Here is a 25,446-nt window from a genome sequence, read left to right as displayed (position 1 = left end):
GCTCCGCACGGCAGTCTGGACGCATGAGGGCGAAAGACAGGCTCGGGCAGCGCGGTGAGCGGCTTGCGGAGGACTATCTCAGGGCCGCCGGGGCGGTCATCTTGGACAGGAACTGGCGCTGCAAGGAGGGGGAGCTGGACCTCGTGGCGCTCGACGGCGGCGTGTTGGTCGCCGTCGAGGTCAAGACTCGGTCGTCGTGGGCTTACGGGCACCCGTTCGAAGCGGTCGACGCCGCCAAACTGGGCAGGGTGGCACGGCTCGCCTCATCGTGGGCTCGCGAGCATCCGGTGGCGCATTTGGGGAGGCGCGTCGACGTCATTGCCGTGACCGGCGCCCAGCTTGAGTCGCCCGTTCTCGAGCACCTGCGGGGTGTCGCATGAGCGGCGTAGGCCGGGCCTTGGGAATCGGGCTCGTGGGGCTCAACGGCTATGTGGTCGAGGTCGAGGCTGACATCGGTCAAACGCTCCCGGCCTTCGTGCTGTTGGGGTTGCCGGACTCGGCGCTCAACGAGGCGAAGGAGCGGGTGCGCTCGGCGGCGCAGAACTCCGGGCTGCCGCTGAGCCGACGCAAGATCACGGTGAATCTCATTCCGGCCTCATTGCCCAAGCGCGGCACGGCGTTCGATCTGGCGATCGCCGTCGCGGCACTTGCTGCCGCGGGCGACATCCGGCCGCCCGCGGATACGGTCTTCATCGCCGAGCTCGGCCTCGACGGACGCCTGCGCCCCGTCCAAGGCATCCTGCCAGCGGTCATGGCGGCCGTGCGGGCAGGCTGTCCAGAGGTCGTCGTCGCGACTGACAACGCCCTCGAAGCGCGGCTCGTGCCCGGCGCGCGGGTCCACTCCTACGAGTCCCTGGGCAGTCTCGTCCTCGATTTCGGTGCGGATCCACTGAGCGTGATCCTCGCCGAGCAGGAGGGCCGGCCGGGCGGCCAGGTCGACCACGGGAGCGAGGCGGAACCACGAAGCGGGAGCCTCGACCTGCGTGATGTTGCCGGCCAGCATGAGGCTCGGGCAGCGCTTGAGGTGGCCGCTGCGGGCGCGCACCATCTTCTGATGATGGGACCACCTGGCGCCGGGAAGACGATGCTCGCCGAACGGCTTCCCGGGATTCTGCCCGAGCTTGACGACGAGGCGGCGATGGAGGTCACCGCCATTCATTCGCTTTCGAGCCATCCGAGTGCCACGCGCGAACTCATCCGGAGGCCGCCATTTGAGAACCCGCACCACACCGCTACTCAAGCGGCGATTGTCGGGGGAGGGCAGGGGATTCCTCGACCCGGGGCCGCCTCGCGCGCGCACCGTGGGGTGCTCTTTCTCGACGAAGCGCCCGAATTCGACTCTCGCGCGCTGGAGGCATTGCGTCAGCCCCTCGAGAGCGGGGAGGTGCGGATCGACCGTGCCGCGGGCGCGGCCACCTATCCGGCGCGGTTCCAGCTCGTCCTTGCTGCAAATCCGTGTCCCTGCGGGCAGTCCACGGGCAAGGGCCTCCAGTGCACGTGCACCCCTCAAGCGCGACGTCGCTACAAGGCCAAGCTCTCAGGGCCGTTGCTCGACAGGGTCGACATCCAGCTCGCGGTGCGTCGCGTATCGATGGTCGATCTCGGCGTGGGGCAGCCGGGGGAGTCGTCGTCCGAGGTCGCGGAGCGCGTTCGTGGGGCAAGGCTCCGGCAGGCCGAGCGGCTTCAGCCCTACGGGTTCGCGACGAACGCCGAGGTGCCGGGCCGCATACTTCGCGGGGCGCTGCGGCTCCCATCGTCGGCGACGCGTTCGCTCGAGCAGGCGATGGTGAATCAGAAGCTGACCGCCCGCGGCTACGACCGTGTGCTGAGGATCGCGTGGACCATTGCCGACGTCACCGGAGTCGAACGGCCGGGGAGCGACGAAGTCGCCCAGGGGCTCCTCCTGCGCGCCGCGGAGCCAGCAGCGTGAGCGGGGAACTGCGAGCGCGCGGCGGCGGGCTGGGAGCGCCCCGAGACCGCGATGCCCTCGCCACGTCAAGGGTCGCGCGGGCTGCGTTGACCCGCCTCATGGAGCCCGGCGATGCCACGGGATCTGCGCTCGTGGGTGTATTGGGACCTGTGGAGGCGCTCGCTGTTGCTTCCGGCCGCGTGGGATCCAGCCCCCGGCTGGACGCTGCGGTGGGGAGCATCGTTCTTGGGGGCGGAGCCAAGTCGTGGGAAGGGCTCGCGAGTGCCAAGGAGCGTTGGCGCGGCCGGGTCGCGGATCTGGCCCCAGAACGGGATCTCGAGACGATCGCACGGTTCGGGGGCCGGCTCGTGACGCCGGAGGACCGGGAGTGGCCTGATGGCTTCGCGGACCTCGGGGCTCAGGCGCCCATCGCTCTGTGGGTCCGCGGCGAGGAGGATCTCCCGAGCGTGCGCCGATGCGCTGCAGTCGTCGGATCCCGCGATGCGACGAACTACGGACTTGAGGTCGCCGGCGAGATCTCTAGAGGCCTCGTGGTCCGCGGCGTCACCGTGGTGAGCGGCGGCGCCTACGGTATCGACGCTCAGGCGCACCGGGCGGCGCTCACCTCGGACGGTTCGCAGCTGCCGACGGTGGCCATCATGGCGGGCGGCCTCGATCGCTACTATCCCTCAGGCAATGAAGAGCTGCTGCGTGCCATCGCGCGCCAAGGGCTCCTTGCGTCCGAGTTGCCACCAGGCGGTGCGCCGACGCGGCACCGGTTCCTGCGCCGGAACCGACTCATCGCGGCCCTCGCCGGCGCGACTGTGGTGGTGGAAGCCAACTATCGATCGGGCGCGTTGAGCACCGCGAACCACGCGGCCGATCTCGTGCGGCCGGTCGGGGCCGTGCCGGGCTCCGTCTTCAGCCCAAGCTCAGCCGGGTGCCACCGGCTCCTGCGGGATGGGGCCGCTGTGTGCGTGACCGACGTCAACGAGGTCTACGAGCTCATTGCGCCGGTCGGAGTCGGCCTGGAGAACGAGAAGGTCGCGAGGCGGGCCGTCCACGACGGGCTGTCCGTGGAAGATGTCCTGCTGCTCGACGCGCTTCCGCTGAAGCAGGGAACGACGATCGAGCGGCTCGCGAACGTCGCGGGGCTCAAGCCAGCCCAGGTACGGGCCGGCCTCGGCAGACTCGAGCTCCTCGGGCTGTGTACCGACTCGGGCACGGGCTGGCGACGCGCGGGGCGGTGAGACCCGCCCTCGGGCGCAGGGCGGCCGCCCAGCCATTCGTCGCCGCGTGGACGATCGTCCTCATCGCCCCGCGGACAACTGTCCGGTCGGTCGCCCGCGGACGATTGTCCGGTCGTGGTCTCGTTCTTGTTACGAGAGGGGTGTCGGCTTGTGCGGCGCGTTGAGGGCCACCACAGTGGGGCTTGTGCGCGATCGCCAACCCCTGGCCCTGGGCCTGAGGGAACCCCTTGAGGGCTTCCTCAGGTACCTCTCGCTGGGCCGGGGCCGGTCCGAGCACACTTTGCGAGCCTACGAGGGCGATCTCACATCGATGCTCGAATCCGCCCAGCAGGATGGCGCTAGGGAGCTCGGCGACGTCGGCCTCGCGAGTCTCCGCCGGTGGCTCGGGAAGCAGAGCGAGGGCGGGTTGTCCCGTGCGACCCTTGCCCGCCGATCGGCGGCAGTCCGTTCGTTCACGTCGTGGGCCGTCCGAGAGGGACTCCTTGAAGTGGATCCCGCCCTGCGGCTCGCCTCTCCCAAACGGCACGGGGATCTTCCGGACGTGCTGCATGAAGACCAGGCCCGCCGGATGCTCTCGGACGTTGAGTCGGCGGCAGAGGGCGGCGATCCCGTGGCTGTTCGCGATTGGGCGCTCCTCGAGGTCTTCTACGCCACCGGTATCCGCGTGTCTGAACTCGTGGGCCTGGATCTGGACGACGTCGATCTCTCGGCTCGCACGGTGCGCGTCCTCGGAAAAGGCAACAAGGAGCGGACGGTTCCGTTCGGCGTCCCGGCGGCGAACGCGCTCGTGCGCTGGATGGGGGCGCGGACCGCGCTCGCCACTGCCGCAAGCGGGGCAGCGTTGTTCCTCGGCAAGCGCGGGGGAAGGCTCGGGCAGCGCCAGGCGCGGGAATCGGTCGACGCCGCGCTCCGGGCCCTCGGCGACACCGCGGCGAGCGGCCCGCACGCCCTCCGGCACACGGCCGCGACGCATCTTCTGGACGGTGGCGCCGACCTCAGATCCGTGCAGGAGCTGCTGGGTCATTCGAGCCTAGCGACGACCCAGCTCTACACACACGTCTCGGTCGAAAGACTCCGCGCGAGCTACGTCCAGGCGCATCCGCGGGCTTGATGGCCGCATCAGCCGAAGGCGATGCCCAGAGGGGACCCACCGCGAGACACGCCGTGAGACACGCCGCGTGTCGCGGCACGGTGCTGGCGGAATCGCCAACCGTCGGGCAGAATGACCGTGGCGGCCGTGTGCAGCGTTCTGTATCGCGACCCAGAAAACTCAATCGCCACAGGATCACACACGCTCCATGTGCTGACGGTCGTAGGGGAAGACGTACCGACAGCGATGGAGGATGGAATGTCTGCAGTGATGACCCGTGGTCTGCTGTTCGTGCACTCGTCACCGAGTGCGCTGTGCCCGCATGTCGAGTGGGCCATTGGCTCCGTCGTCGAGAAGAGGACAGATCTCGAGTGGACGGCGCAGCCTGCCGCGCCCGGAATGTTCCGGGCCGAGCTCTCATGGGTGGGTGCTCCCGGGACGGGGGCCCAACTGGCGTCGTCGCTTCGGGGGTGGGCACATCTCCGTTACGAGGTGACGGAGGAGCCGAGCCCTGGGGTTGATGGAGCGCGCTGGTCGCACACCCCCGAACTCGGAATCTTCCATGCGACCACCGATGTCCACGGAAACATCATGGTGACCGAGGACCGCATTCGGTACGCCTACGAATCCGGTGCTGGCGACCCCGCCGCGGTGTTCCACGAACTCTCACTCGCCCTTGGCGAAGCCTGGGATGAGGAACTCGAGCCGTTCCGCCATGCAGCCGAAGGCGCCCCCGTGCGCTGGCTGCACCAGGTCGGCTAGCAACACCATCGCGCCGGGCGCTTGCCCGGCGCCGAGAACACTCCATCGCGCAAACGGCCGTGGGGCCCGCCAATCCGGCGAGCCCCACGGCCGTTCGCATGCGTCAGAGCCTGCTTGCATCAAGGCTTGCACGCATCAAGCCGCACAGGCGTCAGTGGTTTCGCACCACAAGGACTGCGTTGTGGCCACCGAAGCCGAACGAGTTGCTCAGCGCGACGATGTCGCCCTGGGGCAGATCGCGCGCGGTCGTCACCACGTTGAGCGGGATCTCGGGATCCTGGTGCTCGAGGTTGATGGTTGCGGGAGCCTTCCGGTCGTAGACCGCGAGGACCGTCAGAACGGCCTCCACTGCGCCGGAGGCTCCGAGCAGGTGGCCCATCTGGGACTTCGTGGCCGAGACGGCGACATCGTCCACCTGGGCACCAAGCGCGGCGCGAAGCGCCGTGTACTCGGGCTTGTCCCCGACCGGGGTCGACGTCGCGTGCGCGTTGATGTGGACGATGTCCTCGGGCTGGACGCGGGCATCGAACATCGCGGCCTTGAGTGCTCGCGTGGCGCCGAGGCCTTCGGGATCCGGTGCCGTGATGTGGTACGCGTCGGCCGTGACGGACGTGCCGGCGAGCTCGGCGTAGATCCGCGCACCGCGAGCGAGCGCATGCTCCTCGGCCTCGAGTACGAGCGCACCTGCTCCCTCGCCCATGACGAAGCCATCGCGGTCGATGTCGTAGGGGCGGGACGCGTGCTCGGGGTCATCGTTGCGCTTCGAGAGCGCCTGCATCGACGCGAAGGCCGCGAGAGGCATGGGGTGGATAGCCGCCTCAGCGCCGCCCACCATGACGACGTCCGCCTTGCCGGACCGGATGAGCTCCTGGCCCACGGCCATGGCTTCCGTTCCCGAGGCGCAAGCCGAGACCGGCGTGTGCGCCCCGGCGCGGGCACCGAGGTCGAGGCTCACGGCCGCCGCAACGCCGTTCGGCATGAGCATCGGCACAGTCATCGGGAGAACTCGACGCGGGCCCTTCTCCTTGAGCGTGTCCCAGGCGCTGAGCAGCGTCCACACGCCGCCGATTCCCGTCGCAAAGGCCACGGCGAGCCGGTCGTGGTCGATCTCCTCGATCCCGGAGTCCCGCCACGCCTCTCGGGCCGCAATGACGCCGTACTGCGTGGACGGGTCCATGCGCTTCATCTCGACGCGGCCCAGGACGTTCTCCGCGGGCACGGCGAGCTTGGCCGCGATCTTGACCGGGAGGTCGTACTCTTCGACCCAGTCATCGGTCAGCCTGACGACGCCAGAGACTCCCTTGAGGGCGTTCTGCCACAACGTCGGGACATCTCCGCCCACGGGGGTCGTGGCGCCCAGACCGGTGATGACAACTTTGCGGGCCATGCTTCCCTCTTTCGACGAGTCTTGGAGCCAGGACGGCTGCCCGGATGGAGCAGACGGCCGGCACCAAGGGGTACCGGCCGTCGCGCGGGAAAGATCAGGCCTGGGCCTTGGAGATGAAGTCCACGGCGTCGCCGACGGTCGAGAGGTTCTTGACCTCCTCGTCGGGGATACGCACACCGAACTTCTCCTCGGCGTTCACGACGATGGTCATCATCGAGATCGAGTCGATGTCGAGGTCGTCGGTGAAGGACTTCTCGAGCTGAACGGCCTCAGGGGCCAGGCCGGTCTCCTCGTTGATGATCTCGGCAAGGCCGGCGAGGATCTCTTCGTTGCTAGCCATGTCGGCTCCTTTTCTGGGTTTGCCGGCTTCCGCCGGCTTTGCTGGGCAAGCCGCTTGTGCGGCTTGGCTTCGCACGCGCCGACCGCTTCCGCCCGGCGCGTTGGGGGACTAGGGGAGGGTGACGACCTGGGCGCCGAACACGAGCCCGGCGCCGAAACCGATCTGGAGGGAAAGCTTGCCGCTCAGTTCGGGGTTTTCCTCGAGCAGCCGGTGAGTGGCAAGCGGAATCGAGGCCGCCGACGTGTTGCCGGCGTCCGCGATGTCGCGGCCCACGATAACGCTCTCCGGCAGCTTGAGCTGCTTGACCATCTCGTCGATGATACGCATGTTCGCCTGATGCGGCACGAACGCCGAAAGGTCCTCGGGCCCGATGCCCGCGGCGTCGAGCGCGCGCTTTGCGACCTTCGCCATCTCCCAGACAGCCCATCGGAACACCGACTGGCCATCCTGGCGCAGAGTCGGCCAGATCTTCGCCTCGGTCCCGAGCACCGCCGCGGCGTTGCCCGCGCCGTCGCGCTCCGCCTCGTCGGACAGGTCGCGCACGTCGAGCAGCGAGTGGGTCATCCCGATCGTGTTCCACTTGCTGCCGTCCGAGCCCCACACCGAAGGGCCGATGCCCGGCGTCTCCGACGGGCCGATGACGACGGCTCCCGCGCCGTCCCCGAGCAGGAACGAGATGCTCCGCTCGCTGTTGTCGATGAAGTCGCTCAGCTTCTCGGCGCCGACCACGAGGACGTAGTCGGCCGAGCCCGAGCGCACGAGGGCGTCGGCCTGCGCGATGCCGTAGCAGTAGCCGGCGCACGCCGCTGAAATGTCGTAGGCAGGAGCTGGGGTCGCGCCGATCCGGTCGCACAGAAGGGCTGCCGCGGACGGTGTCGCGTACGGGTGCGTCACCGTGGAGACGATGACGGCGCCGAGCTGGGATCCCTCGATCCCGGCCTTCTCGAGGGCCTCGCGCGCGGCGGCCTCGGCCATGTCGATGAGCTCGACCTCGGCAGGGGCCCGGTGGCGCGTCACGATGCCCGTGCGCTGTCGGATCCATTCGTCGGAGGAGTCGATCCACTGGCACACGTCGTCATTCGTGACGAGCACGGACGGGCGGTAGACGCCCAGCCCGATGATGCGGGAGTACTCGCGCGTCTGGGTCTGGCGCAGCGTGGGGACGCTCATACCGTCTCATCTTCCGTCGAAGGGTTCTGCTCGGCGTCCGCGGCGAACAGCTCGAGCGCCACAGAGAGATCTGCCGGCGTCTTGACCGCGACGGCCTTCACGCCCGGGAGCCCCCGCTTCGCGAGCCCCGCGAGCGTGCCGGCCGGGGCAAGTTCGATGAGCCCAGTCACACCGAGGCTCTTCATGGTCTCCATGCACAGGTCCCAGCGCACGGGTCGGGAGACCTGCGCGACGAGGCTCTCCACCGCGGCGGGGCCGGAGACGACCTCGCGTCCGTCGAAGTTGGAGAGGAGCGGCACCTCCGGATCGGACACGCCGAGCTGGGGACGCAGCTCGTCGAGAGCGGCGACGGCGGGAGCCATGTGCTGGGTATGGAACGCGCCCGCGACCTTGAGCGGGATGACGCGGGCCTTGGCAGGCGGGTTTTCGGCGAGGCGCGCGAGCTGCTCCGTGGTCCCGGCCGCGACGACCTGGCCGCCGCCGTTGACGTTGGCGGGCGAGGCGCCAGCCGCTTCGATGGCCTTGAGGACCTCGTCCGGGTCGCCGCCTACCACCGCGCTCATGCCGGTCGGCGTCACGGCCGCGGCCTTCGCCATCTCGCGGGCACGCAGGCCCACGAACTTCATGGCGTCCGACTCGCTCAGGACGCCGGCGAGGGCCGAGGCGGTGATCTCGCCGACGGAGTGGCCGGCGAGCAGGATGGGGAGAGTCGAGAGTTCGACGTCGAAGAGGGTCCGTGCGGCGACGAGCCCAGCGGCCACGATGAGGGGCTGCGCGACAGCCGTGTCCTTGATGGTCTCTTCAGTCGAGGTCGTCCCGTGCGCGATGAGGTCGAGGCCCACCACTTCGCCGAGCGAGCCGAGATGCTCGACGGCGGAGGGCAGCTCAAGCCACGGCGCCAAGAAGCCCGGCGTCTGGGAGCCCTGTCCAGGGCAGACAATTGCTAGCACGATTCCAGCTTTCCAAAGGGTGGACAGTTCCAGCGGTGCCCGCGCGCACCAAGCTCCAGAACGCGGATTGTAGGAAGTCTACAACGAGGGTTGAGGCCGCGCGGGGCGTTTCAGGCCCCTTGGCGGGCCTGTCTCTCGCGGCCCGGAGGGTGGGCCGCGAGCCGCCCCACCACGAGGGCGGTCTGCAGCACGAACGCCTCGCGCGGCAGGAGTGGATCCCAGCCGGTGACGTCGCACACGCGCCGCAGCCGGTAACGGACGGTGTTCGCGTGGACGAACAGCTCGCGTGCGGTCGCCTCCAGGGAGTGCCCGAGTTCGAGGTAGGCGCTCAGCGTCTCGACCAGCCCGTTCGAGGCGGCGAGAAGCGGCCGGTAGATCTTCTGGACGAGCGCGCGCCGCGCCGCGTCGTCGCCCGCAACCACGCGCTCGGGGAGCAGGTCGTCCGCGGACACGGGTCGCGGGGCGTTGGGCCAGGCGCGCGCGGCGGAAAGTCCGGCGAACGCGGCCTGCGCCGAGGCGCTGATCTCGGGGATGCTCTCGGCCTGCGGGCCGAAGACGACCGGGCCGGGGGCGAAGATCTCGCTCAGCCGCGCGTAGGCTGTCTCGTCCTCCGTGACCCCGCCGAGGATGAGGATGAGGCGGTCACCCTGGATGCCCACGAGGGCGTCCTGGGCGTAGCGGCCGGCCGTTCGCCGCACCTCACCCACATAGCTTGGGCTCGGCTCGAGCGGCGAACCTCCGACCATGACCGAGAAGCGCTCCTGCGCCTTCCAGCCGAGGGCGGCGATGCGCGAGCGGAGGGCGTCCGTGTTCTCGCCCCGCAGGATGGCGTCGACGATGAGCGCCTCGAGCCGGGTGTCCCACGAGCCGCGCGTCTCCGCCGCCCGCGCGTAGACGTCCGCCGCCGCAAACGCGACCTCCCGCGAGTAGCGGAGCACGGCCTCCCGGAGGGCAGGCTGGTCTTCTTCCGAGGCGAGGTTGGGCACCTGATCCTCGACGACCTCCACGACAATGCGGATGAGCTGCAGCGCCTTCTGCAGGCTGATCGAGCGCGTGAGCTCGGTCGGTGCGTTCCCGAAGACGTCGGAGAGGACCCACGAGGGCAGGCTCGGCCGCTCGTACCACGTCACGAACGCCGCGATGCCGTTCTGCGCCACAAGTCCGAGCGCGGAGCGCTCGTCCGCGCTCAGGCGGCCGTACCAGGGGAGCGCGCGCTCGAGTTCGCGCGTCGTGGTCGTCGAGAGCTGGCCGACGCTGTTGCGCAGCTTCTTGAGCGTCTCGGCCTTGGCGGGGGAGGCCGTCAGTCGGCCCCTGCGGGGGCCGCCGGACGCGTGCGTCTGGTGGGGCATGTGAAGAGCATAGCCGCGGGCTCCCACGGCCCGAATTTGTGCGAAGGCTACAACCCGGGGGCTGCGCGGGGCGCTGGCCAGCGGACGACGACGGCGACGCTCCCTCGTGGGGGAGCGCCGCCGTCGTTCGTGGTGCCTTAGGGGACGAAAGGCTAGCTGTCGCCGCCCGCGTTGCCGGTCGTGCCCGCGTTGACGTCGCGGAGGCGGTAGCGCTCGAACGCTTGACGCGGGGCGTCGGCGTCGACCTCGCCGCGGCGGGCGAGCATCTGGAGGGCGCGGACCACCACCGAGTGGCTGTCGATGTGGAAGTACCGGCGAGCGGCGGCGCGCGTGTCCGCGAAGCCGAAGTCGTCGGCGCCGAGCGTCGCGAACTCGTTCGGAAGGAACTGGCGGATCTGGTCCGGCACGGCCTTCATGTAGTCCGTGACGGCCACGATCGGACCGGTGGCCCCGGCGAGCTGCTGCGTGACGAACGGCACCCGCGGCTCCTGGCCGGGGTTGAGGAACGCCTCTGCCTCGGCCGCGAGGCCGTCGCGGCGGAGCTCGGTCCAGGACGTCACGCTCCACACGTCCGCGGAGACGCCCCATTCCTCGGCGAGGATCTGCTGGGCCTCGATCGCCCACGGGACCGAGACGCCTGAGGCGAGCAGCTGCGTCCGCGGGCCGTCGATCTTGGCCGGCGCGAGGAGGTAGATGCCCTTGACGAGCCCCTCGACGTCAAGCTCCTCTGGCTCGGCCGGCTGCACGATCGGCTCGTTGTACACGGTGAGGTAGTACATGACGTTGGGATCCGGGTGGTTCCCCCCATACATGCGCTCGATGCCCGCCTTGACGATGTGGCCGATCTCGTAGCCGTACGCCGGGTCGTACGTGACGACGGCCGGGTTGGTCGAGGCGAGGAGCGGCGAGTGCCCGTCGGCGTGCTGCGTGCCTTCGCCCGTGAGCGTGGTCCGGCCCGCGGTCGCGCCGATGATGAAGCCGCGGGCCATCTGGTCCGCCGCCGCCCAGATGCCGTCTCCCGTGCGCTGGAAGCCGAACATCGAGTAGAAGACGTAGACCGGGACAAGCGTCTCGTCGTGCGTCGCGTAGGAGGTGCCAGCGCCCGTGAACGCCGCGATCGAGCCGGCCTCGTTGATGCCGGCGTGCAGGATCTGGCCCTCCGGGGCCTCCTTGTACGCGAGCACGAGGTCACGGTCCACCGAGAGGTAGTTCTGGCCCTTCGGGTTGTAGATCTTGGCCGTCGGGAAGAACGCGTCCATGCCGAACGTGCGCGCCTCGTCGGGGACGATCGGCACGATGCGCTTGCCGAAGTCCTTGTCCCGCATGAGATCCTTCAGCAGCCGCACGAAGGCCATGGTCGTCGCGGCCTGCTGCTTGCCCGACCCGCGCTTTGCCACCTCGAACGACTTGTCCGCCGGCAGCGCGATGCCGCGGCGCGGATCGCGGCGCTCGGGGAGGAAGCCGCCCAGCGCCTTGCGACGCTGCATCATGTACTCGATCTCGGGGGCGTCCTGCCCGGGGTGGTAGTACGGCGGCTGGTAGGGGTCAGCCTCGAGCTGCTCGTCCGAGATCGGGATGCGCAGGTGATCGCGGAAGTCCTTGAGGTCCTGCAGCGTCATCTTCTTCATCTGGTGGGTCGCGTTCCGGCCCTCGAAGTGCGGGCCCAGGCCGTAGCCCTTGACCGTCATGGCGAGAATGACCGTGGGCTTGCCCTTGAACTCGGTCGCGGCCTTGTAGGCGGCGTAGACCTTCCAATAGTCGTGGCCGCCGCGCTTGAGGTTCCAGATGTCCTCGTCGGTGAGGTCGGCGACGAGCTCCTTGGTCTCCGGGGTCTTGCCGAAGAAGTGCTCGCGGACGAATCCGCCGGACTCCGCCTTGTAGGTCTGGTAGTCGCCGTCCAGCGTCTCGTTCATGACCTTGACGAGTTGGCCGTTGTCGTCCTTCTTGAGCAGGGTGTCCCACTCGCGGCCCCAGATGACCTTGATCACGTTCCAGCCCGCCCCGCGGAAGAACGCCTCGAGCTCCTGGATGATCTTGCCGTTGCCGCGCACCGGGCCGTCGAGGCGCTGCAGGTTGCAGTTGACCACGAACGTGAGGTTGTCGAGGTTGTCGTTCGCGGCGAGCTGGAGCAGGCCGCGGCTCTCGGGCTCGTCCATCTCGCCGTCGCCGAGGAACGCCCACACGTGCTGGTCTGACGTGTCCTTGAGGCCACGGTTGTGCAGGTAGCGGTTCGTCTGGGCCTGGTAGATGGCGTTCATGGGGCCGATGCCCATGGACACGGTCGGGAACTCCCAGAATTCCGGCATCATGCGCGGATGCGGGTACGAGGAGAGCGCGTGGCCCTCGTGCGACTTCTCCTGCCGGAACCCGTCGAGGTCCTGCTCGCTGAGGCGGCCCTCCATGAAGGCACGCGAGTACATGCCGGGGGACGCGTGGCCCTGGAAGAAGACCTGGTCGCCGCCGCCCGGGTGGTCCTTGCCGCGGAAGAAGTGGTTGAAGCCGACTTCGTAGAGCGTCGCGGCACCGGCGTACGTGGAGATGTGGCCGCCCACGCCGATCCCGGGCCGCTGCGCGCGGTGCACCATGATCGCGGCATTCCAGCGCATGTACGCGCGGTAGCGGCGCTCGAACTCCTCGTTGCCCGGGTACTCGGGCTCCTGGTCCGCGGGGATCGTGTTCACGAAGTCCGTCGTCGTGACCATGGGAACGCCCACACTCCGCGATCCCGCTCGCTGGAGGAGGCTGCGCATGATGTACTGCGCGCGCTCGGTGCCCTGCTCTTCGATCAGGGCGTCGAGAGACTCGATCCACTCGGCGGTCTCTTCAGGATCGCGGTCCGGCAGCTGGTTCGTCAGGCCGCTCAGGATGTGCGAGGTTTCCTCTCCTACAGACACGTCCAAAACCTCTCTTCGAGCCCGTAGGACCGCCAGCTGGTGGCTGCCGGACGCCGGGCAATATCGTTGCTGGACCCCAACGTTCGGGCCCATTTTCGTGTAAGCGCCCCTCATCAGGCAGCCGGGTTCCCCAGCCGGAGCAGCGGCGCGCTCCATGTCACTCTAGCGGCGTCGGCCGGGGGCGCGCAGCGCGTGCGCTTGATGCTACGCGCCAAACGGTGTTGGCTTATAGATACATTCCCCGCGGCACAAGGCGTGCGGGGTCTGCTAGAGGAGGAGAACGTGGGCGAGACCGACACCGCCGCGGAAAGCAATGTGGCGGGGCGATTGGGTTTCAAGGGGGGAGACCTGATCCAGGAGTTCGGCTACGACGAGGACGTCGACTTCGACCTCAGGGAGGCCATCGAGGAAACAGTGGGCTCTGACCTTCTGGACGAAGAGGATCACGACGTGGTCGATGCGGTCGTCGTCTGGTGGCGCGATGGCGACGGTGACCTCGTGGACATGCTCGTCGATTCCCAGACGACCCTCGAGGACGGAGGGGTCGTATGGCTCCTGACGCCGAAGCAGGGGCGGCCCGGGTACGTGCCGCCGGCCGAGGTCCAGGAAGCAGCGCCCACGGCAGGCCTTCACTCGACGTCGACCGCCGGCGTCTCGAAGGACTGGCACGCCACGCGCTTGGCGCGCAAGAAGTGACCGGCGCCCTTCTGGCGCACCCTCCTCAGATCGGCGACGAGGCTCCCGACTTCGAGCTCCCGAATCAATTCGGCGAGCCCGTGCGGCTCTCTGCGCTGCGCGGCAGGCCCGTGGTGATCGTGTTCTACCCGTTCGCGTTCTCCGGGATCTGCACCGGCGAGCTGGCCGAGATCCGCAATCGATTCGACGTCTTCGCCGACGCTCACGCCGAAGTCATCGCGGTGTCAGTGGACAGCAAGTTCGCGCTTCGTGCCTTCGCGGAGGCCGAGGGGTACAGGTTCCCGCTCCTGGCCGACTTCTGGCCGCACGGCGAGGTGGCAAGGCGCTTCGGGGTGTTCGACGACGCAAGCGGCATGGCGCTACGGGGCACCTTCATCCTCGACTCGGCGGGGATCGTCCGGTACAGCGTGGTCAATCCGCGCGGGAAGGCCCGTGATCTGGACGAGTACGCGGCCGCGCTGGTGGGCCTCGGCTAGGGGCGCATCGGGTAGAGTGGAACCTCGCCGGCATCGCCGGCACGGGTCTTTAGCTCAGCTGGTAGAGCGCCACGCTTACACCGTGGATGTCATCGGTTCGATCCCGGTAGGACCCACCGCTCCTCGGCCGCCAGTCTTCGCCTGGCACCCTCACGCCCGGCATTCTGAGGGTCGTCGTCCTTCGCGGTCCGCCAGCTCGATGCGCCGGCCGCGCCCCATCCGATCGATCGGGCATGGAAAGAGCCTCCCGCCGCAGCCATTGGGGGGTTGCCGCGGTGGGAGGCTCTGCCGTGAATACTAGGTGAACTGCGGGTGTCTCAACAAATCTGTGTCGTCGCTGTGACGGCGCTGGGCGCTCGCCCGGAGCTCCCCAGGCCGCGCCCAACTCAGTATCATGATCTGTGTTCAGTATGTTGGACGAGCTGCGGGCACTCGCCCGCACAGGTTAGGAGCATCGTGGCACCGAGCAGGTCTGCAGTCATCCCGGAGGCGGAGCGCCGCGGGCGCGAGGAGGCGCCGTCGTCGTCCTCGCCTGCCCCGGCGGTGACGCGCGCGGCCGCTGTCCTCGATGTTCTCGCCGCCGCCTCGAGCGGGCGGGCGACCCTGAGTGATCTGGCCCGCGAGCTCGGCATCCCGAAGTCCTCGACGTCGAACATCCTCCAGGCCCTCGAGGATGCGGGCCTCGTGGTCCGTGAGGGCAGCGACTTCCTCCTTGGCCGCAAGCTCGTGGAGCTCGGCGCGTCCTATCTGAGCCGCCGCGACGAGATCCGCGAGTTCTACCAGTTCTGCGCTCAGGCGCCTGCGCTCTCGCGGGAGACCGTTCGGATCGCGCTCCTCGACGGGGACCACGTCATCTACCTGGCCCGGTACGAGGGCCATCCGGCCGTGCGCCTCACGTCGACGATCGGCGACAAGATGCCCGCATCGCTGTGCGCCGTGGGCAAGGCCCTCGTCGGCCGCCTCCACGAGCACGACTGGGAGGACATGTACCCCGACGACGCCGAGCTGCCCGTCCTCACTCCGCATTCAATCCGCACGGGCAAGGCGTTCAAAGAGGAACTCCACCGCATCCGGGAGCAGGGCTATGCCTTCGAGGACGAGGAGTCGACCCTCGGCGTCGTGTGCCTCGCGGTCCCCGTGCCGACACGCGGCGCGCATGGCCCCAACCTCGGTGTGAGCGTCACGGCCCTCAAGGCGACGTTCACCGAGGAGCAGAAGGCTGCGATGGTCGCGGAGCTCAAGGAGCTTGCGCGCGCGCTCGGCAACCCCATGGGGTAGCAGCCGCGCCATCATGTGGCCAGCATGGTGAACTGAATCCACTCCACTGGACAAACGTTCAGAATTCTGTACGCTATTCAGTACAGTGATCGGTGTCACGCCGGCCTCGTGTGAGCCCCTCGGGCGCTCCGGGCCGTCGAGTCCAAAGGAGTACACATGCACACCAGCCCACTCGGCAGCGCGCGTCCGGCGACGAGCCCGCGAAGCGATGAGGTTGCCGTCGATCCAGTCCAGCTCCGCAGCGCAACGCTCGCGAGCTCAATAGGATCCGCCCTCGAGTACTACGACTTCTACATCTTCGGCCTCGCGACCGCCCTCGTCTTCGGGCCGCTGTTCTTTGCGCCGTTCGGCAACGCGAGCATGATCGTGGGGCTCGCGACGTTCGGCGTCGCGTATGTCGCGCGCCCGCTCGGGGGCTTCATCTTCGGCTTCATCGGCGACCGCTGGGGTCGGAAGATGGTGCTCCTCGGGACGATCCTGCTCATGGGCTCGGCGAGCTTCCTCATCGGTGTGCTGCCGACGTACAGCCAGGTGGGCGCCGCGGCGCCGATCCTGCTCATCGCGCTGCGCATCATGCAGGGGCTCGGCGCCGGCGCCGAGCAGGCTGGCGCGACGACCCTCATCTCGGAGGTGGCGCCCGCGAAGCGACGCGGATACTTTGCGGCCCTCCCGTTTGTCGGCATCCAGCTGGGCACGCTGCTCGGCGCCGGGACGTTCGCCCTTCTGGGCCTCGTGGACCCGAAGATCGTGCAGGAATGGCTGTGGCGCGTCCCGTTCCTCTGCTCGTTCGTCCTCATCGTGGCCGCCGTCGTGATCCGGCTCCGGCTCAAGGAGACCCCGGTCTTCCGGGAGCTCGAGAAGCACAACGAGGTCGCGAAGAACCCCATCGGCGAGGTGGTCCGTTCGTCGTGGCGGACTGTCCTCAAGGGCATCGGCATCCGCATGGCGGAGAACGGCAACTCGTCGATCTATTCGGCGGTCGTCGTCTCCTTCCTCGGCACTGTCGCGGCGTTCAAGTCGGACAAGGCGATCGGCCCGGCGTCCCTCCTCGTGGCGGCCGGCGTCGCCGCGGTCGCGGTCGTCGCCTTCGGCGCGCTCTCGGACCGGGTGGGCCGCGTCAAGGTGTACCGCTACGGCGCCCTGTTCCAGGCGATCATCGCGTTCCCGGCCTTCTACCTCGTGACGCTCGGGCAGACATGGCTCGTGTACGTGGTCATCGCGATCGGCACGGGCATCGGCGTCCAGGCGTGCCTCGGTCCTCAGTGCTCGCTCATGCCTGAGATGTTCGGCGCAACGCGCCGGTTCACTGGCGTCGCCCTGAGCCGAGAGATCTCGGCCATGGTGGCCTCGGGCCTCGTCCCGGTGCTCATCGGGATCTTCCTTGCCGCGACGCACAACTCATGGCTGGTGCTCGCGGGGTTCTCCTGTGCCCTTGCGGTCATCACGTTCGCCACGACGTTCACCATCCGTGAGACCAAGGGCCGCGACCTGACCGCCCTCGAGGACGGCGCCTGATCCGGCTGGTCCTCTGGACGGCACATGAAGACTGGCCTCTTGGCTGTCACTCTTGGCTGTCATAGGAAGACCGGCCCCTTGGCGACACGAAGGAGGCCCCGCCGCGGCGGGGCCTCCTTCGTGTGCGTCGCACACCGCGGCCGGGGCACGCCGCGGCCGGGGCACGCGGCGAGCCGATCAGTAGGCGAGCCGATCAGTAGAAGTGCACGGGATCCACGCGGTGGGGGAGCGTCACCCCGTCGAGGTACTTGCGGAGGTTGGCGGCAAAGCGCTCGGCGATGAGCCGATTCTCCGCGGCGCTCAGGGCGGACGTGTGCGGCGAGACGAGGACGCGGGGATGGTCCCACAGCGGGGAGTCCGCCGGGAGCGGTTCGACCGCGAAGACGTCGAGGCATGCGTAGCCCACGGTCCCGGACTCGAGCGCCTCGAGCAGGGCTTCCTCGTCGACGACCGTTCCCCGGCCCACGTTGACAAGGATGGTTCCCGGCCGCATCGCGGCGAAGACTTCGCGGCCGATGAGGCCGTCTGTGTAGGCCGTGCCGGGAAGGGTGTTGACGAGGGCGTCCGCGCGCGCGGCGAGCTCGGGGAGCCGGTCCGCGGTGGCGACCTCGTCGATGCCGTCGATCGGTTCGGCGCTGCGTTTCGTGCCGCTCACGGTCATGCCGAGCGCCCGCGCGAGCCGCGCCGTCTCGAGCCCGATCTCGCCGAGGCCCGCGATGACCAGATGGGAGCCCGAGGCAAGCCGCGTCGGCGTCCGCAGCGCGGGCCAGTGCTTGGCCCGCTGGTCGGCGGCGAGTTCGGCGGTGCGCTTGAGGCCGTTGAGGATGCCCAGCATGGCGAACTCGGCCAGGGGGAGTGCGTGCACGCCGGCTGAGGTCGTCACCGTGACGCGCTCGAGCTCGGCGCTGGAGACTCCGCTCGCCTTGACCGCGGCGCCCGCGCCCGCTGCCATCGCGTGGACCCAGCGCAGCTTCGGGTTCTCCGCCACGATGCGCGCAAAACCGGCGGCCGACTCGTTGGGGAAGCCGTACAGGACGTCGGCGGAGTTGAGGAGCTTCCAGTAGCGCTCCTCGGCCTCGGGGTCCCGCGTGAAGGCCGGATCGCCAGCGTGGTCGGCGGGGAATCGCTCCGGCGGGAGGAGATCCGGCTCGTACAGGACGGTGACGGCCGGGTCGACGGCGCGGATCGCGTCGACGAACTCCGGTTCGAGGGGGACGGCAATCGCCACCGTGAGAGGCTCGCCCGCGGGCCATCCGGCGGAAGGTAATTCACGACTCATATGTCCACTCTACTGAAATCTGGCTAATATACTGAACAGATGTCGGGAGAGGAGACCCACGTGACACGAAACGACGATGCATCGCGAACCGTCGGGTTCGTCGGGCTCGGGCTCATGGGTGGGCCCATGGCGGCCAACCTCCTCGGGGCGGAATGGCGCGTCCGCGGTTGGAACCGTTCGGCTGACGCCTACAAGCCGTTCGAGTCGGCAGGCGGCGAAAGGGTCGGAGCTGTCACCGAGCTTGCGGACGTGGAGACGATCATCTTCATGCTCCCGGATCTGCCCATGATCGAGGAGGCCGCGGCGCCGCTGCTCGCGGCCTGGGCGGCGAGACCGCCCGCGGGGCGGACGCGCGTCGTCGTCATGAGCAGCGTCTCGCCGGTCGACGTCAAACGCTTCGGTGCCGCCGTGGCCAGCGCGAGCGCGGGGCGCGCCGTCGTCGTCGATGCTCCCGTGAGCGGCGGGCGCGCCGGCGCCATCGCCGGGAGCCTGGCCATCATGGTCGGCGCGGAGCCCGACGACTTCACGGCGCTCAGCCCGCTCTTCGGCGCCATGGGGGACACCGTGGTCCGCCTCGGGGGCCTGGGTGCGGGGTCGCTCGCCAAGGCGTGCAACCAGCTCATCGTGGGGACGACGGCGGCCGCGCTCGCCGAGGCCGCCATACTGGCCGAGGCAGAGGGGCTCGACGTCGGCGCGCTGTTCGGCGTGCTCGCGGGCGGGCTCGCAGGCAGCCGAGTCATGGATCAGCTGGCCCCGCGCATGATCGCCCGGGACTACACGCCCACGGGCCCCGCGAAGTTCATGCTCAAGGACCTCCGCTTCGTCGAAGCCGCCGCCACGGAGGCCGGCGCCCGGCTGCCGATCGCCGAGAGCGCGCTCGAGGTCTACGGCGATCTCGTTGCCGAACAGCTGGGCGACCTCGATCTCGCTTCCGTCCATGAGCTCGCGCGCCGCCGCGCGGGACTCGCAACCAGCCCGCTTCAGGAGGATTCCCGCCCATGACCGCACTGTTCGACCTGAGCGGCCGCACGGCCCTTGTGACCGGCTCGAGCCGGATCGGCTCGGCGCTCGCGCGCGGGCTCGCGGACGCCGGCGCCACGATCGTGATCCACGGCCGCGACGCCGCGCGCGCAGAGGCGACCCGCCTCGAGATGGCGCACGTCTACGGCGAGGAACGTGTCTTCGCCGTCGCGTTCGACGTGACCGATCCCGAGGCCGCGGCGGCGGGCGTCGCCGAGGCCGAGGCCAAGGCGGGGCCCCTCGGCATTCTCGTCAACAACGCGGGCATCCAACACCGGGTGCCGCTCTTCGACCTCGACCCGGCCGACTGGGACCGCGTGATCCGGACCGACCTCACGAGTGCCTTCCTCGTGGGCCGCGAGGCCGCGCGCGGCATGGCGGAGCGGGGCGCGGGCAAGATCATCAACATCTGCTCCGTCCAGACGGACCTCGCACGGCCCTCGATCGGCGCGTACACGGCCGCGAAGGGCGGCCTGCGCAATCTCACCCGCGCCATGGCGGCCGAGTGGGCCGGTTCGGGGCTCCAGATCAACGGGGTCGCCCCCGGCTACATCCACACCGAGATGACTCAGAACCTCGTCGACGATCCCGAGTTCAACGCATGGATCCTCGGGCGAACGCCGGCCCGGCGCTGGGGGACGGTCGACGACGTCGCCGGCCCGGTCGTGTGGCTCGCCTCGGGCGCGTCAGACTTCGTCAACGGCCAGACGATCTTCGTCGACGGCGGAATGACGGTCGTGGTCTGAGTCGCCCCACCCCCCTGGTCCGCGGCGGGTCGGCTGGCGACTCCGCGCGGGCGGGCCGCCTGCGCGGCAATCGTGGCAAGCGATTGCCAGAAGTTAGGCCCACCGAAATAGGCTGTCAAGAAAGGGCATGCCGGCGCGCGGTCCATTAGCGTGGACTTCAGGCACTGGCAAAAGCCGCGCGTCCGCGGACCCCCGCGGGCCCGGCTCGAGAAGGAGAGTACATGTCTGCACAGATCGGCGTCACCGGACTCGCGGTGATGGGCGCCAACCTCGCTCGAAACCTCGCACGCAACGGCTTCACCGTCGCGCTGCACAACCGCTCCGTCGAGAAGACCGACACGCTTCTCGCCAAGCATGGCGACGAGGGCAACTTCGTCCGGACGGAGACGCTCCAGGAACTCGTCGACTCGCTCGAGAAGCCGCGCCGCGTGCTCATCATGGTCAAGGCCGGTGCGCCCGTCGACGCGGTCGTGGACCAGCTCGTGCCGCTCCTCGAAGAGGGCGACATCGTCATCGACGCGGGCAACTCGCACTACGAGGACACGCGCCGCCGCGAGTCCGCCCTCGCCGAGAAGGGCCTCCACTTTGTGGGCGTCGGCGTCTCGGGCGGGGAGGAGGGCGCGCTCAACGGCCCGTCCATCATGCCCGGCGGCTCGAAGGAGTCCTACGCGGCCCTCGGCCCGCTGCTCGAGAAGATCTCGGCGAAGGCCAGCGACGGCTCGCCGTGCTGCGCCTGGATCGGCACCGATGGCGCCGGCCACTTCGTCAAGATGGTGCACAACGGCATCGAGTACGCGGACATGCAGGTCATCGGCGAGGCCTACGACCTCCTGCGCAGCGGCGCGGGAATCGAGCCCGCCGAGCAGGCCGAGATCTTCGCGGAGTGGAACAAGGGCGAGCTCTCCTCGTTCCTCATCGAGATCACGTCCGAGGTGCTCCGTCACGTCGACGCGAAGACCGGCAAGCCGTTCATCGACGTCGTCGTGGACTCCGCGGGGCAGAAGGGCACGGGCCGCTGGACCGTTCAGTCCGCCCTCGACCTCGGATCGCCGGTTTCGGGCATCGCCGAGTCGGTGTTCGCCCGCGGCATCTCGTCGCAGCGCGGTCAGCGCGCGATCGCGCAGGAGACCCTGGCCGGCCACGAGGTTGAGGTCGCGCTCCCCGAGAACTTCATCGAGGACGTGCGCCAGGCGCTCTACGCCTCGAAGCTCGTGAGCTATGCCCAGGGCCTCGACATGCTCTCGGGCGCCGCGAAGGAGTATGGCTGGGACCTCAAGCTCGACGAGATCGCGTCGCTGTGGCGCGCGGGCTGCATCATCCGCGCCGAACTCCTCAAGGACATCATGGAGGCGTACAAGGGCGGCGAGAAGCCCGCGAACCTCCTCTTCGCGCCCGCGTTCGTCGAGTCCGTCGGCGCGGCCGTCCCCGCGTGGCGCCGCGTCGTGGCCACTGCCGTCCAGCTCGGCATCCCGGTGCCGGTGTTCTCCTCCTCGCTCGCCTACTACGACGGCCTGCGCCGCAAGCGCCTCCCGGCCGCCGTCATCCAGGGCCAGCGCGACCTGTTCGGCGCACACACCTACCAGCGCGTCGACGTCGAGGGCACGTTCCACACGCTGTGGGGCGAGGACCGCTCCGAGATCTCGGCGGTCGACACGCACTAGTCGCCTCCCGCGGGCAGCGTCCCGCAGGCAACGACGAACGACGGCGCCGCATACCTCAGGGTGTGCGGCGCCGTCGTCTGTGGGTCAGTTCTGAGCGCCCTGGCTTGCGTCGGACGTCGCCGCCCGGCGCGCGTCCGAGCGCGGACGGCGGAGCGTGAACGTCTCGAATGCCTCGAGGCCGCCGCCCACGCCGGTGACGTTGTAGTACGTGACCTTCATGGTCGTCTCACCGCCCGGCTCGCCGGGATCGACGTCGAACGCGCCGAAGCCGTACGAATTCGCGGCGTCCCGCACGGCCGACCACGGAGCCGGCTCGTGCACGTACACCGGCGCTCGCTTGCCCGTCGTCGGGTCTGGCGCCGCGACGGAGACGATGACGCGGCACTCGGGCGGCGTGAACAGGAGCTGGTTCGAGGGCGCGGACGTTCCGCCGCCGCCGAGGATCATGTGGACCGTGCCCTTGGTCGTGTCGACGGATTGCGGGTCGGTGGCTGCCGGCTTCGGGGTGAGCGTCTGATTCGCCTCAGCGCCCCGGACCGGGTGCGAACGTTCGTAGTGGTGTTCGTGGCCGCACACCACGAGGTCCACGCCGTACTTGTCGAAGAGCGGGCCCCACTCCTGGCGGATGCCGAGGTCGGCCCCGTTGAAGTTGTTCGCGGTGCTGATCACTACCTGGTGCATGCAGACCACGACCCAGTCGACGTCCTGGCTTGCCCGCGCGGCCTTGAGCTCCCCCTCGAGCCACGCCTTCTGGGCGCCCTTCGAGTAGCCGCGGACGTACGAATTCCCGCCGTCCTGGTAGCACACGTCATCGTTGGCGAGGGAGATCACGCGGACCGCGCCCACCGTGAAGCTGTACCAGAGGCCGCGCGTCACGTCGGTCTGGCCCGAGGCCTTCGGAACCTCGAAGTACGTCTGGTAGGCGGCATAGCCGATCGGGCCGTTGCCGAGTTCGTTCTCGTGGTTCCCCGCGGACGGCATCCACGGGCGGTTGCGCGCGCTGCGCGAATTGTTCGTCCAGAAGTCCCACCACGTGCGGACACGGTCCGTCGCGATGTTGGCGTAGCAGAGGTCGCCGTTGAAGAGGTGGAACATGGGCTGGACGCGCTCCACTCCGCCCGTGGTGTCGCCGGCGGCGGGGGAGCCGAGGTTGTCGTTCACCCACGTCGAGGTGCCGGTCTGCTTCTTGCCGAGGGTCGGCGTTCCCTGGTCGCCGAAGCTCGTGAACGTCACGCGCGCGCGGCCGCGGGGGCCCGTGGTGAACGTGCCGAACTCGGGGGTCGCGCCGGCGTGGACCGCCGCGTAGAGATAGCCGGTGGCGGCGTCGAGCCCGGTGAGGGCGGCGTGGTGGGCGTAGACCGTGCGGCCCGACTTGGCGTCGACGTAGCTCCGCGTCGTCGCACCGACGGCCGCATCGAAGTTGCCGTGCGCGTCGCCGAGCAGTACTCGGGGGTCGGTGACGGGCTGGAGGGTGTGCCAGGAGACCACGACCTCGCGTGCTGCATCGGCGCCGAACTGCAGGTGGAGGCCGTCGACGGTCGGCGTGGCGGTCGGGTCAGTGACCGAGAGCGAGCCCGGCAGGCCCTTGTCGGAGGCGGCCCTTTCGGAGGCGGACTCGCCGGAGTCGGCCTGGGCGGGAGTTGCGATGGCCACGGTGCCCGCGGCGGCGGCGAGGCCGGCGCCGATGAGGAGGCGACGGCGGGTGACGGGGGAATTCTCGGGAGGCGTCGTCATGGGCCTGAGCATGCACCTCGTGCCCGGGACAGCGGGCCAACCGTGCGTGAACGCCCGATGCACGTTCGGTGCACGCCTCGGGGCTGTCCGCGGAGCAGGATAGGCATGCAGGCTTTTCGCAGGTAGCCGGGGAAGGGAGGTGCATGGAGACGGACGCTATGGAGACGGACGCAGCAGGAGACGCAGCAAGAACGGACGACGGCGGGCGGGCGCGGCGGCGCGGTGGCGGTGCTGCCGCTCATCTGCTGCTCGCTCTCATCGCCCTCGTGCTGATGATCGTGTCCCTCTACGCGGTCAGGACGCTGTCCCTCTTCGTGTCGCCGATGCTCTTCCTCGCTGCGGTCTTCCTCGAAGTCGTGTTCCTCGTGGTGCTGGTGTATGCCGTGCTGCGGGCCCTAGCCAGGCCCTCGGCGATGCTCCGATCGCTGGGCGCGTCCGCGTGGACTGGACTCGAATCGAACGAGTACGTCGTCGGCTTCCGCACCTCGGGCGTGCCCGTGGTGCGCTGGCTGCGGAACCGCTTCCGGCTCGACGCTCCCACGGGGCTGTGGCTCACGGCCACGGTCGTGGTTGCCGCCATTCCGCTGATCGACTTCCTGGGCCTCGCCGTCACCGTGGCCACGCACGGGTCCCTGACCCAGATGGACCAGCGCATCGCGAACCTCATGCCGCTCGTGCGCACCCCCGGCGAGACGTCGTTCTTCGCGACCGCGACAATGCTGGCCAACGTCGAGACTCTCATCCTGGTCACGGTGGCCGCAGCGGGGTTCCTCTGGTGGAGGCGCGAGCGGTTCCTCGCGGGCGCCGTCGTCGCGACCGTGATCGCGCAGGAGGCGCTGTACTTCGCGGTCAAGGCCATCGTGGGCCGGGCGCGTCCGGACGAGTCGCTCGCGCTGCTGGCCACGACCGGTCCGAGCTTCCCCAGCGGTCACGTGATGCGCGTGGTCGTTGCCTACGGGATCCTCGCCTATCTCGTGTTCAAGGCGTTCTCCTCTGCCGCGGCCAAGGCGGCCACCGTGGCCGGCTACCTCGTGGCGGTGCTGCTCGTGGCGATGAGCCGGGTCTATCTCGGCGCGCACTACGTGACGGACGTGTGGGGCAGCATGCTGCTGGGCAGCGCGATGCTGGCCGCCGTCGTGGGGACCCTGGAGATCTCGGCGCGGTACCCGATCATGAGAGGACTGCGGCGGGCCGCCAACCCGGGGCGCGTCATCGCCGTCGTCCCAGCCGTGGGGCTTGTCTTCGCCCTCGTCGCCGCACCGCTGCTGGTCCGCCCCCAAGCCCGTCCGGCCGTCGCGCACACCCAGCCGCTGGCCTCGCTCGACGCGTCCTCGCTCTCGCGCCTTCCCCTGTACAGCGAGACCCTCACAGGGGACAGGATGGAGCCGGCGAGCTTCGTTTTCGTCGGCACCGAGGACCAGCTCGTGCGAGCGTTCGAGGGCCGTGGCTGGGATCGCGCCGACCCGTCGACGTTCGCCAATACCCTTCGCGCGTTCGCTGTGGGGTTCCAGGGCGGGCAGTACGTCACCGCGCCGGTGACACCCTCGTTCATGGCCTCGCAGCCCGAGGCCATCGCGTTCCAGAAGCCAACGGCGTCCAACTCGCTGCGGCAGCGCCATCACATCCGCATCTGGCGCTCTGGCTTCACCGCTCCGGATGGGCGCCCCGTGTGGGAGGCCACCGCGAGCTTCGACGACGGAATCGAACTCGCCGGCACCGCGAAGATCCCCACGCATCACATCGACCCCAACATCGACGCGGAACGGGCCTACATCATCGGCTCCCTCGGATATCCCGAAGACCCTGTCGCGCTGACCACGCCCCAGATGGGCCACAACGGAAGCGGGGACGAGTTCTTCACCGACGGCAGGGCCGAGCTCGTCAGCCTCAGGTAGCAAACCCCGGTACAGCTCAGTGCAGCCAGTGCGGGCTCAGATGTA

At 69.3% G+C, this 25,446-nt stretch carries 21 protein-coding genes and 1 tRNA gene; 14 read left to right on the top strand and 8 right to left on the bottom strand.

Going from position 1 to position 25,446, the window contains the following annotated elements:
• The first annotated feature begins 23 nt into the window (after positions 1–23).
• The 5 genes from E6A26_RS11515 (at position 24) to E6A26_RS11495 (ending at position 5,011) form a co-directional block, all read left to right on the top strand.
• Positions 24–380, top strand: a complete 357-nt coding sequence (locus tag E6A26_RS11515) for a YraN family protein (protein WP_136611342.1) — start codon at positions 24–26, stop codon at positions 378–380.
• The gene (locus E6A26_RS11510; protein WP_136611341.1) at positions 377–1,930 is read left to right on the top strand and encodes a YifB family Mg chelatase-like AAA ATPase; all 1,554 of its coding nucleotides are present in this window, start codon (positions 377–379) and stop codon (positions 1,928–1,930) included. The genes E6A26_RS11515 and E6A26_RS11510 overlap by 4 nt, the downstream gene beginning before the upstream one ends.
• Positions 1,931–2,109: 179 nt before the next feature.
• Positions 2,110–3,159: a DNA-processing protein DprA gene (dprA, locus tag E6A26_RS11505; RefSeq protein WP_327407533.1), complete on the top strand. Its 1,050-nt coding sequence runs from the start codon at positions 2,110–2,112 to the stop codon at positions 3,157–3,159.
• A 175-nt stretch (positions 3,160–3,334) separates the two neighbouring features.
• A complete protein-coding gene (locus E6A26_RS11500; protein WP_407695379.1) occupies positions 3,335–4,270 on the top strand; it encodes a tyrosine recombinase XerC in 936 nt (311 codons plus the stop codon).
• Positions 4,271–4,507: 237 nt separating this feature from the next.
• The gene (locus E6A26_RS11495) at positions 4,508–5,011 is read left to right on the top strand and encodes a DUF3145 domain-containing protein (RefSeq protein ID WP_136611339.1); all 504 of its coding nucleotides are present in this window, start codon (positions 4,508–4,510) and stop codon (positions 5,009–5,011) included.
• A gap of 151 nt (positions 5,012–5,162) precedes the next feature.
• On the opposite strand, the gene fabF is transcribed toward E6A26_RS11495, so the two are convergent.
• The 6 genes from fabF to aceE form a co-directional block, all read right to left on the bottom strand.
• On the bottom strand, positions 5,163–6,398 hold the full coding sequence (fabF, locus tag E6A26_RS11490; RefSeq protein WP_136611338.1) for a beta-ketoacyl-ACP synthase II: 1,236 nt from the start codon (positions 6,396–6,398) through the stop codon (positions 5,163–5,165).
• A 94-nt stretch (positions 6,399–6,492) separates the two neighbouring features.
• Positions 6,493–6,738: an acyl carrier protein gene (locus E6A26_RS11485; RefSeq protein WP_136611337.1), complete on the bottom strand. Its 246-nt coding sequence runs from the start codon at positions 6,736–6,738 to the stop codon at positions 6,493–6,495.
• Positions 6,739–6,846: 108 nt separating this feature from the next.
• Positions 6,847–7,908 carry a beta-ketoacyl-ACP synthase III gene (locus E6A26_RS11480; RefSeq protein ID WP_136611336.1) on the bottom strand — a complete coding sequence of 354 codons (1,062 nt, stop codon included), beginning with the start codon at positions 7,906–7,908 and terminating at the stop codon, positions 6,847–6,849.
• Positions 7,905–8,858 (bottom strand): ACP S-malonyltransferase, encoded by a 954-nt coding sequence (locus E6A26_RS11475; RefSeq protein WP_211129092.1) that lies wholly within the window; start codon positions 8,856–8,858, stop codon positions 7,905–7,907. Before E6A26_RS11475 ends, E6A26_RS11480 begins: the two co-directional genes overlap by 4 nt.
• Positions 8,859–8,968: 110 nt before the next feature.
• A complete protein-coding gene (locus E6A26_RS11470; protein WP_136611334.1) occupies positions 8,969–10,207 on the bottom strand; it encodes a PucR family transcriptional regulator in 1,239 nt (412 codons plus the stop codon).
• Positions 10,208–10,359: 152 nt separating this feature from the next.
• Positions 10,360–13,101, bottom strand: a complete 2,742-nt coding sequence (gene aceE / locus E6A26_RS11465) for a pyruvate dehydrogenase (acetyl-transferring), homodimeric type (protein WP_136611333.1) — start codon at positions 13,099–13,101, stop codon at positions 10,360–10,362.
• Between the two features lie 282 nt (positions 13,102–13,383).
• Here aceE and E6A26_RS11460 point away from each other — a divergent pair, with 282 nt between their 5' ends.
• The 5 genes from E6A26_RS11460 (at position 13,384) to E6A26_RS11440 (ending at position 17,066) form a co-directional block, all read left to right on the top strand.
• Positions 13,384–13,797, top strand: coding sequence for a DUF3052 domain-containing protein (locus E6A26_RS11460; protein WP_234865381.1), 414 nt, complete (start codon positions 13,384–13,386; stop codon positions 13,795–13,797).
• Positions 13,794–14,273: a peroxiredoxin gene (locus E6A26_RS11455; protein WP_136611331.1), complete on the top strand. Its 480-nt coding sequence runs from the start codon at positions 13,794–13,796 to the stop codon at positions 14,271–14,273. Before E6A26_RS11460 ends, E6A26_RS11455 begins: the two co-directional genes overlap by 4 nt.
• Positions 14,274–14,316: 43 nt before the next feature.
• Positions 14,317–14,389, top strand: a tRNA-Val gene (locus E6A26_RS11450).
• A gap of 364 nt (positions 14,390–14,753) precedes the next feature.
• Complete coding sequence (locus tag E6A26_RS11445) at positions 14,754–15,551, top strand: IclR family transcriptional regulator (RefSeq protein ID WP_136611406.1); 798 nt, start codon at positions 14,754–14,756, stop codon at positions 15,549–15,551.
• Positions 15,552–15,707: 156 nt separating this feature from the next.
• The gene (locus E6A26_RS11440) at positions 15,708–17,066 is read left to right on the top strand and encodes an MFS transporter (protein ID WP_136611330.1); all 1,359 of its coding nucleotides are present in this window, start codon (positions 15,708–15,710) and stop codon (positions 17,064–17,066) included.
• Between the two features lie 193 nt (positions 17,067–17,259).
• Here the strand turns inward: E6A26_RS11440 and E6A26_RS11435 are convergent, their stop codons facing one another.
• A complete protein-coding gene (locus E6A26_RS11435) occupies positions 17,260–18,345 on the bottom strand; it encodes a D-2-hydroxyacid dehydrogenase (RefSeq protein WP_136611329.1) in 1,086 nt (361 codons plus the stop codon).
• Between the two features lie 39 nt (positions 18,346–18,384).
• Here E6A26_RS11435 and E6A26_RS11430 point away from each other — a divergent pair, with 39 nt between their 5' ends.
• From E6A26_RS11430 to gndA, 3 genes are all read left to right on the top strand, one after another.
• Positions 18,385–19,347: an NAD(P)-dependent oxidoreductase gene (locus E6A26_RS11430; protein ID WP_136611328.1), complete on the top strand. Its 963-nt coding sequence runs from the start codon at positions 18,385–18,387 to the stop codon at positions 19,345–19,347.
• Positions 19,344–20,111, top strand: coding sequence for an SDR family oxidoreductase (locus tag E6A26_RS11425; protein WP_136611327.1), 768 nt, complete (start codon positions 19,344–19,346; stop codon positions 20,109–20,111). The genes E6A26_RS11430 and E6A26_RS11425 overlap by 4 nt, the downstream gene beginning before the upstream one ends.
• Positions 20,112–20,332: 221 nt before the next feature.
• A complete protein-coding gene (gene gndA, locus E6A26_RS11420) occupies positions 20,333–21,772 on the top strand; it encodes an NADP-dependent phosphogluconate dehydrogenase (RefSeq protein WP_136611326.1) in 1,440 nt (479 codons plus the stop codon).
• Positions 21,773–21,856: 84 nt separating this feature from the next.
• On the opposite strand, the gene E6A26_RS11415 is transcribed toward gndA, so the two are convergent.
• The gene (locus E6A26_RS11415; protein ID WP_136611325.1) at positions 21,857–23,506 is read right to left on the bottom strand and encodes a purple acid phosphatase family protein; all 1,650 of its coding nucleotides are present in this window, start codon (positions 23,504–23,506) and stop codon (positions 21,857–21,859) included.
• 143 nt (positions 23,507–23,649) lie between these two features.
• Between E6A26_RS11415 and E6A26_RS11410 the strand changes: the two genes are divergently transcribed.
• Complete coding sequence (locus tag E6A26_RS11410; protein WP_136611324.1) at positions 23,650–25,401, top strand: LssY C-terminal domain-containing protein; 1,752 nt, start codon at positions 23,650–23,652, stop codon at positions 25,399–25,401.
• The last annotated feature ends 45 nt before the right edge of the window (positions 25,402–25,446 follow it).

This window comes from Sinomonas albida, from assembly GCF_004919045.1.
Lineage (GTDB): Bacteria > Actinomycetota > Actinomycetes > Actinomycetales > Micrococcaceae > Sinomonas > Sinomonas albida.
The sequence above is the reverse complement of the archived record's forward strand: the minus strand, read 5'-3'. Positions and strand labels throughout refer to the sequence as shown.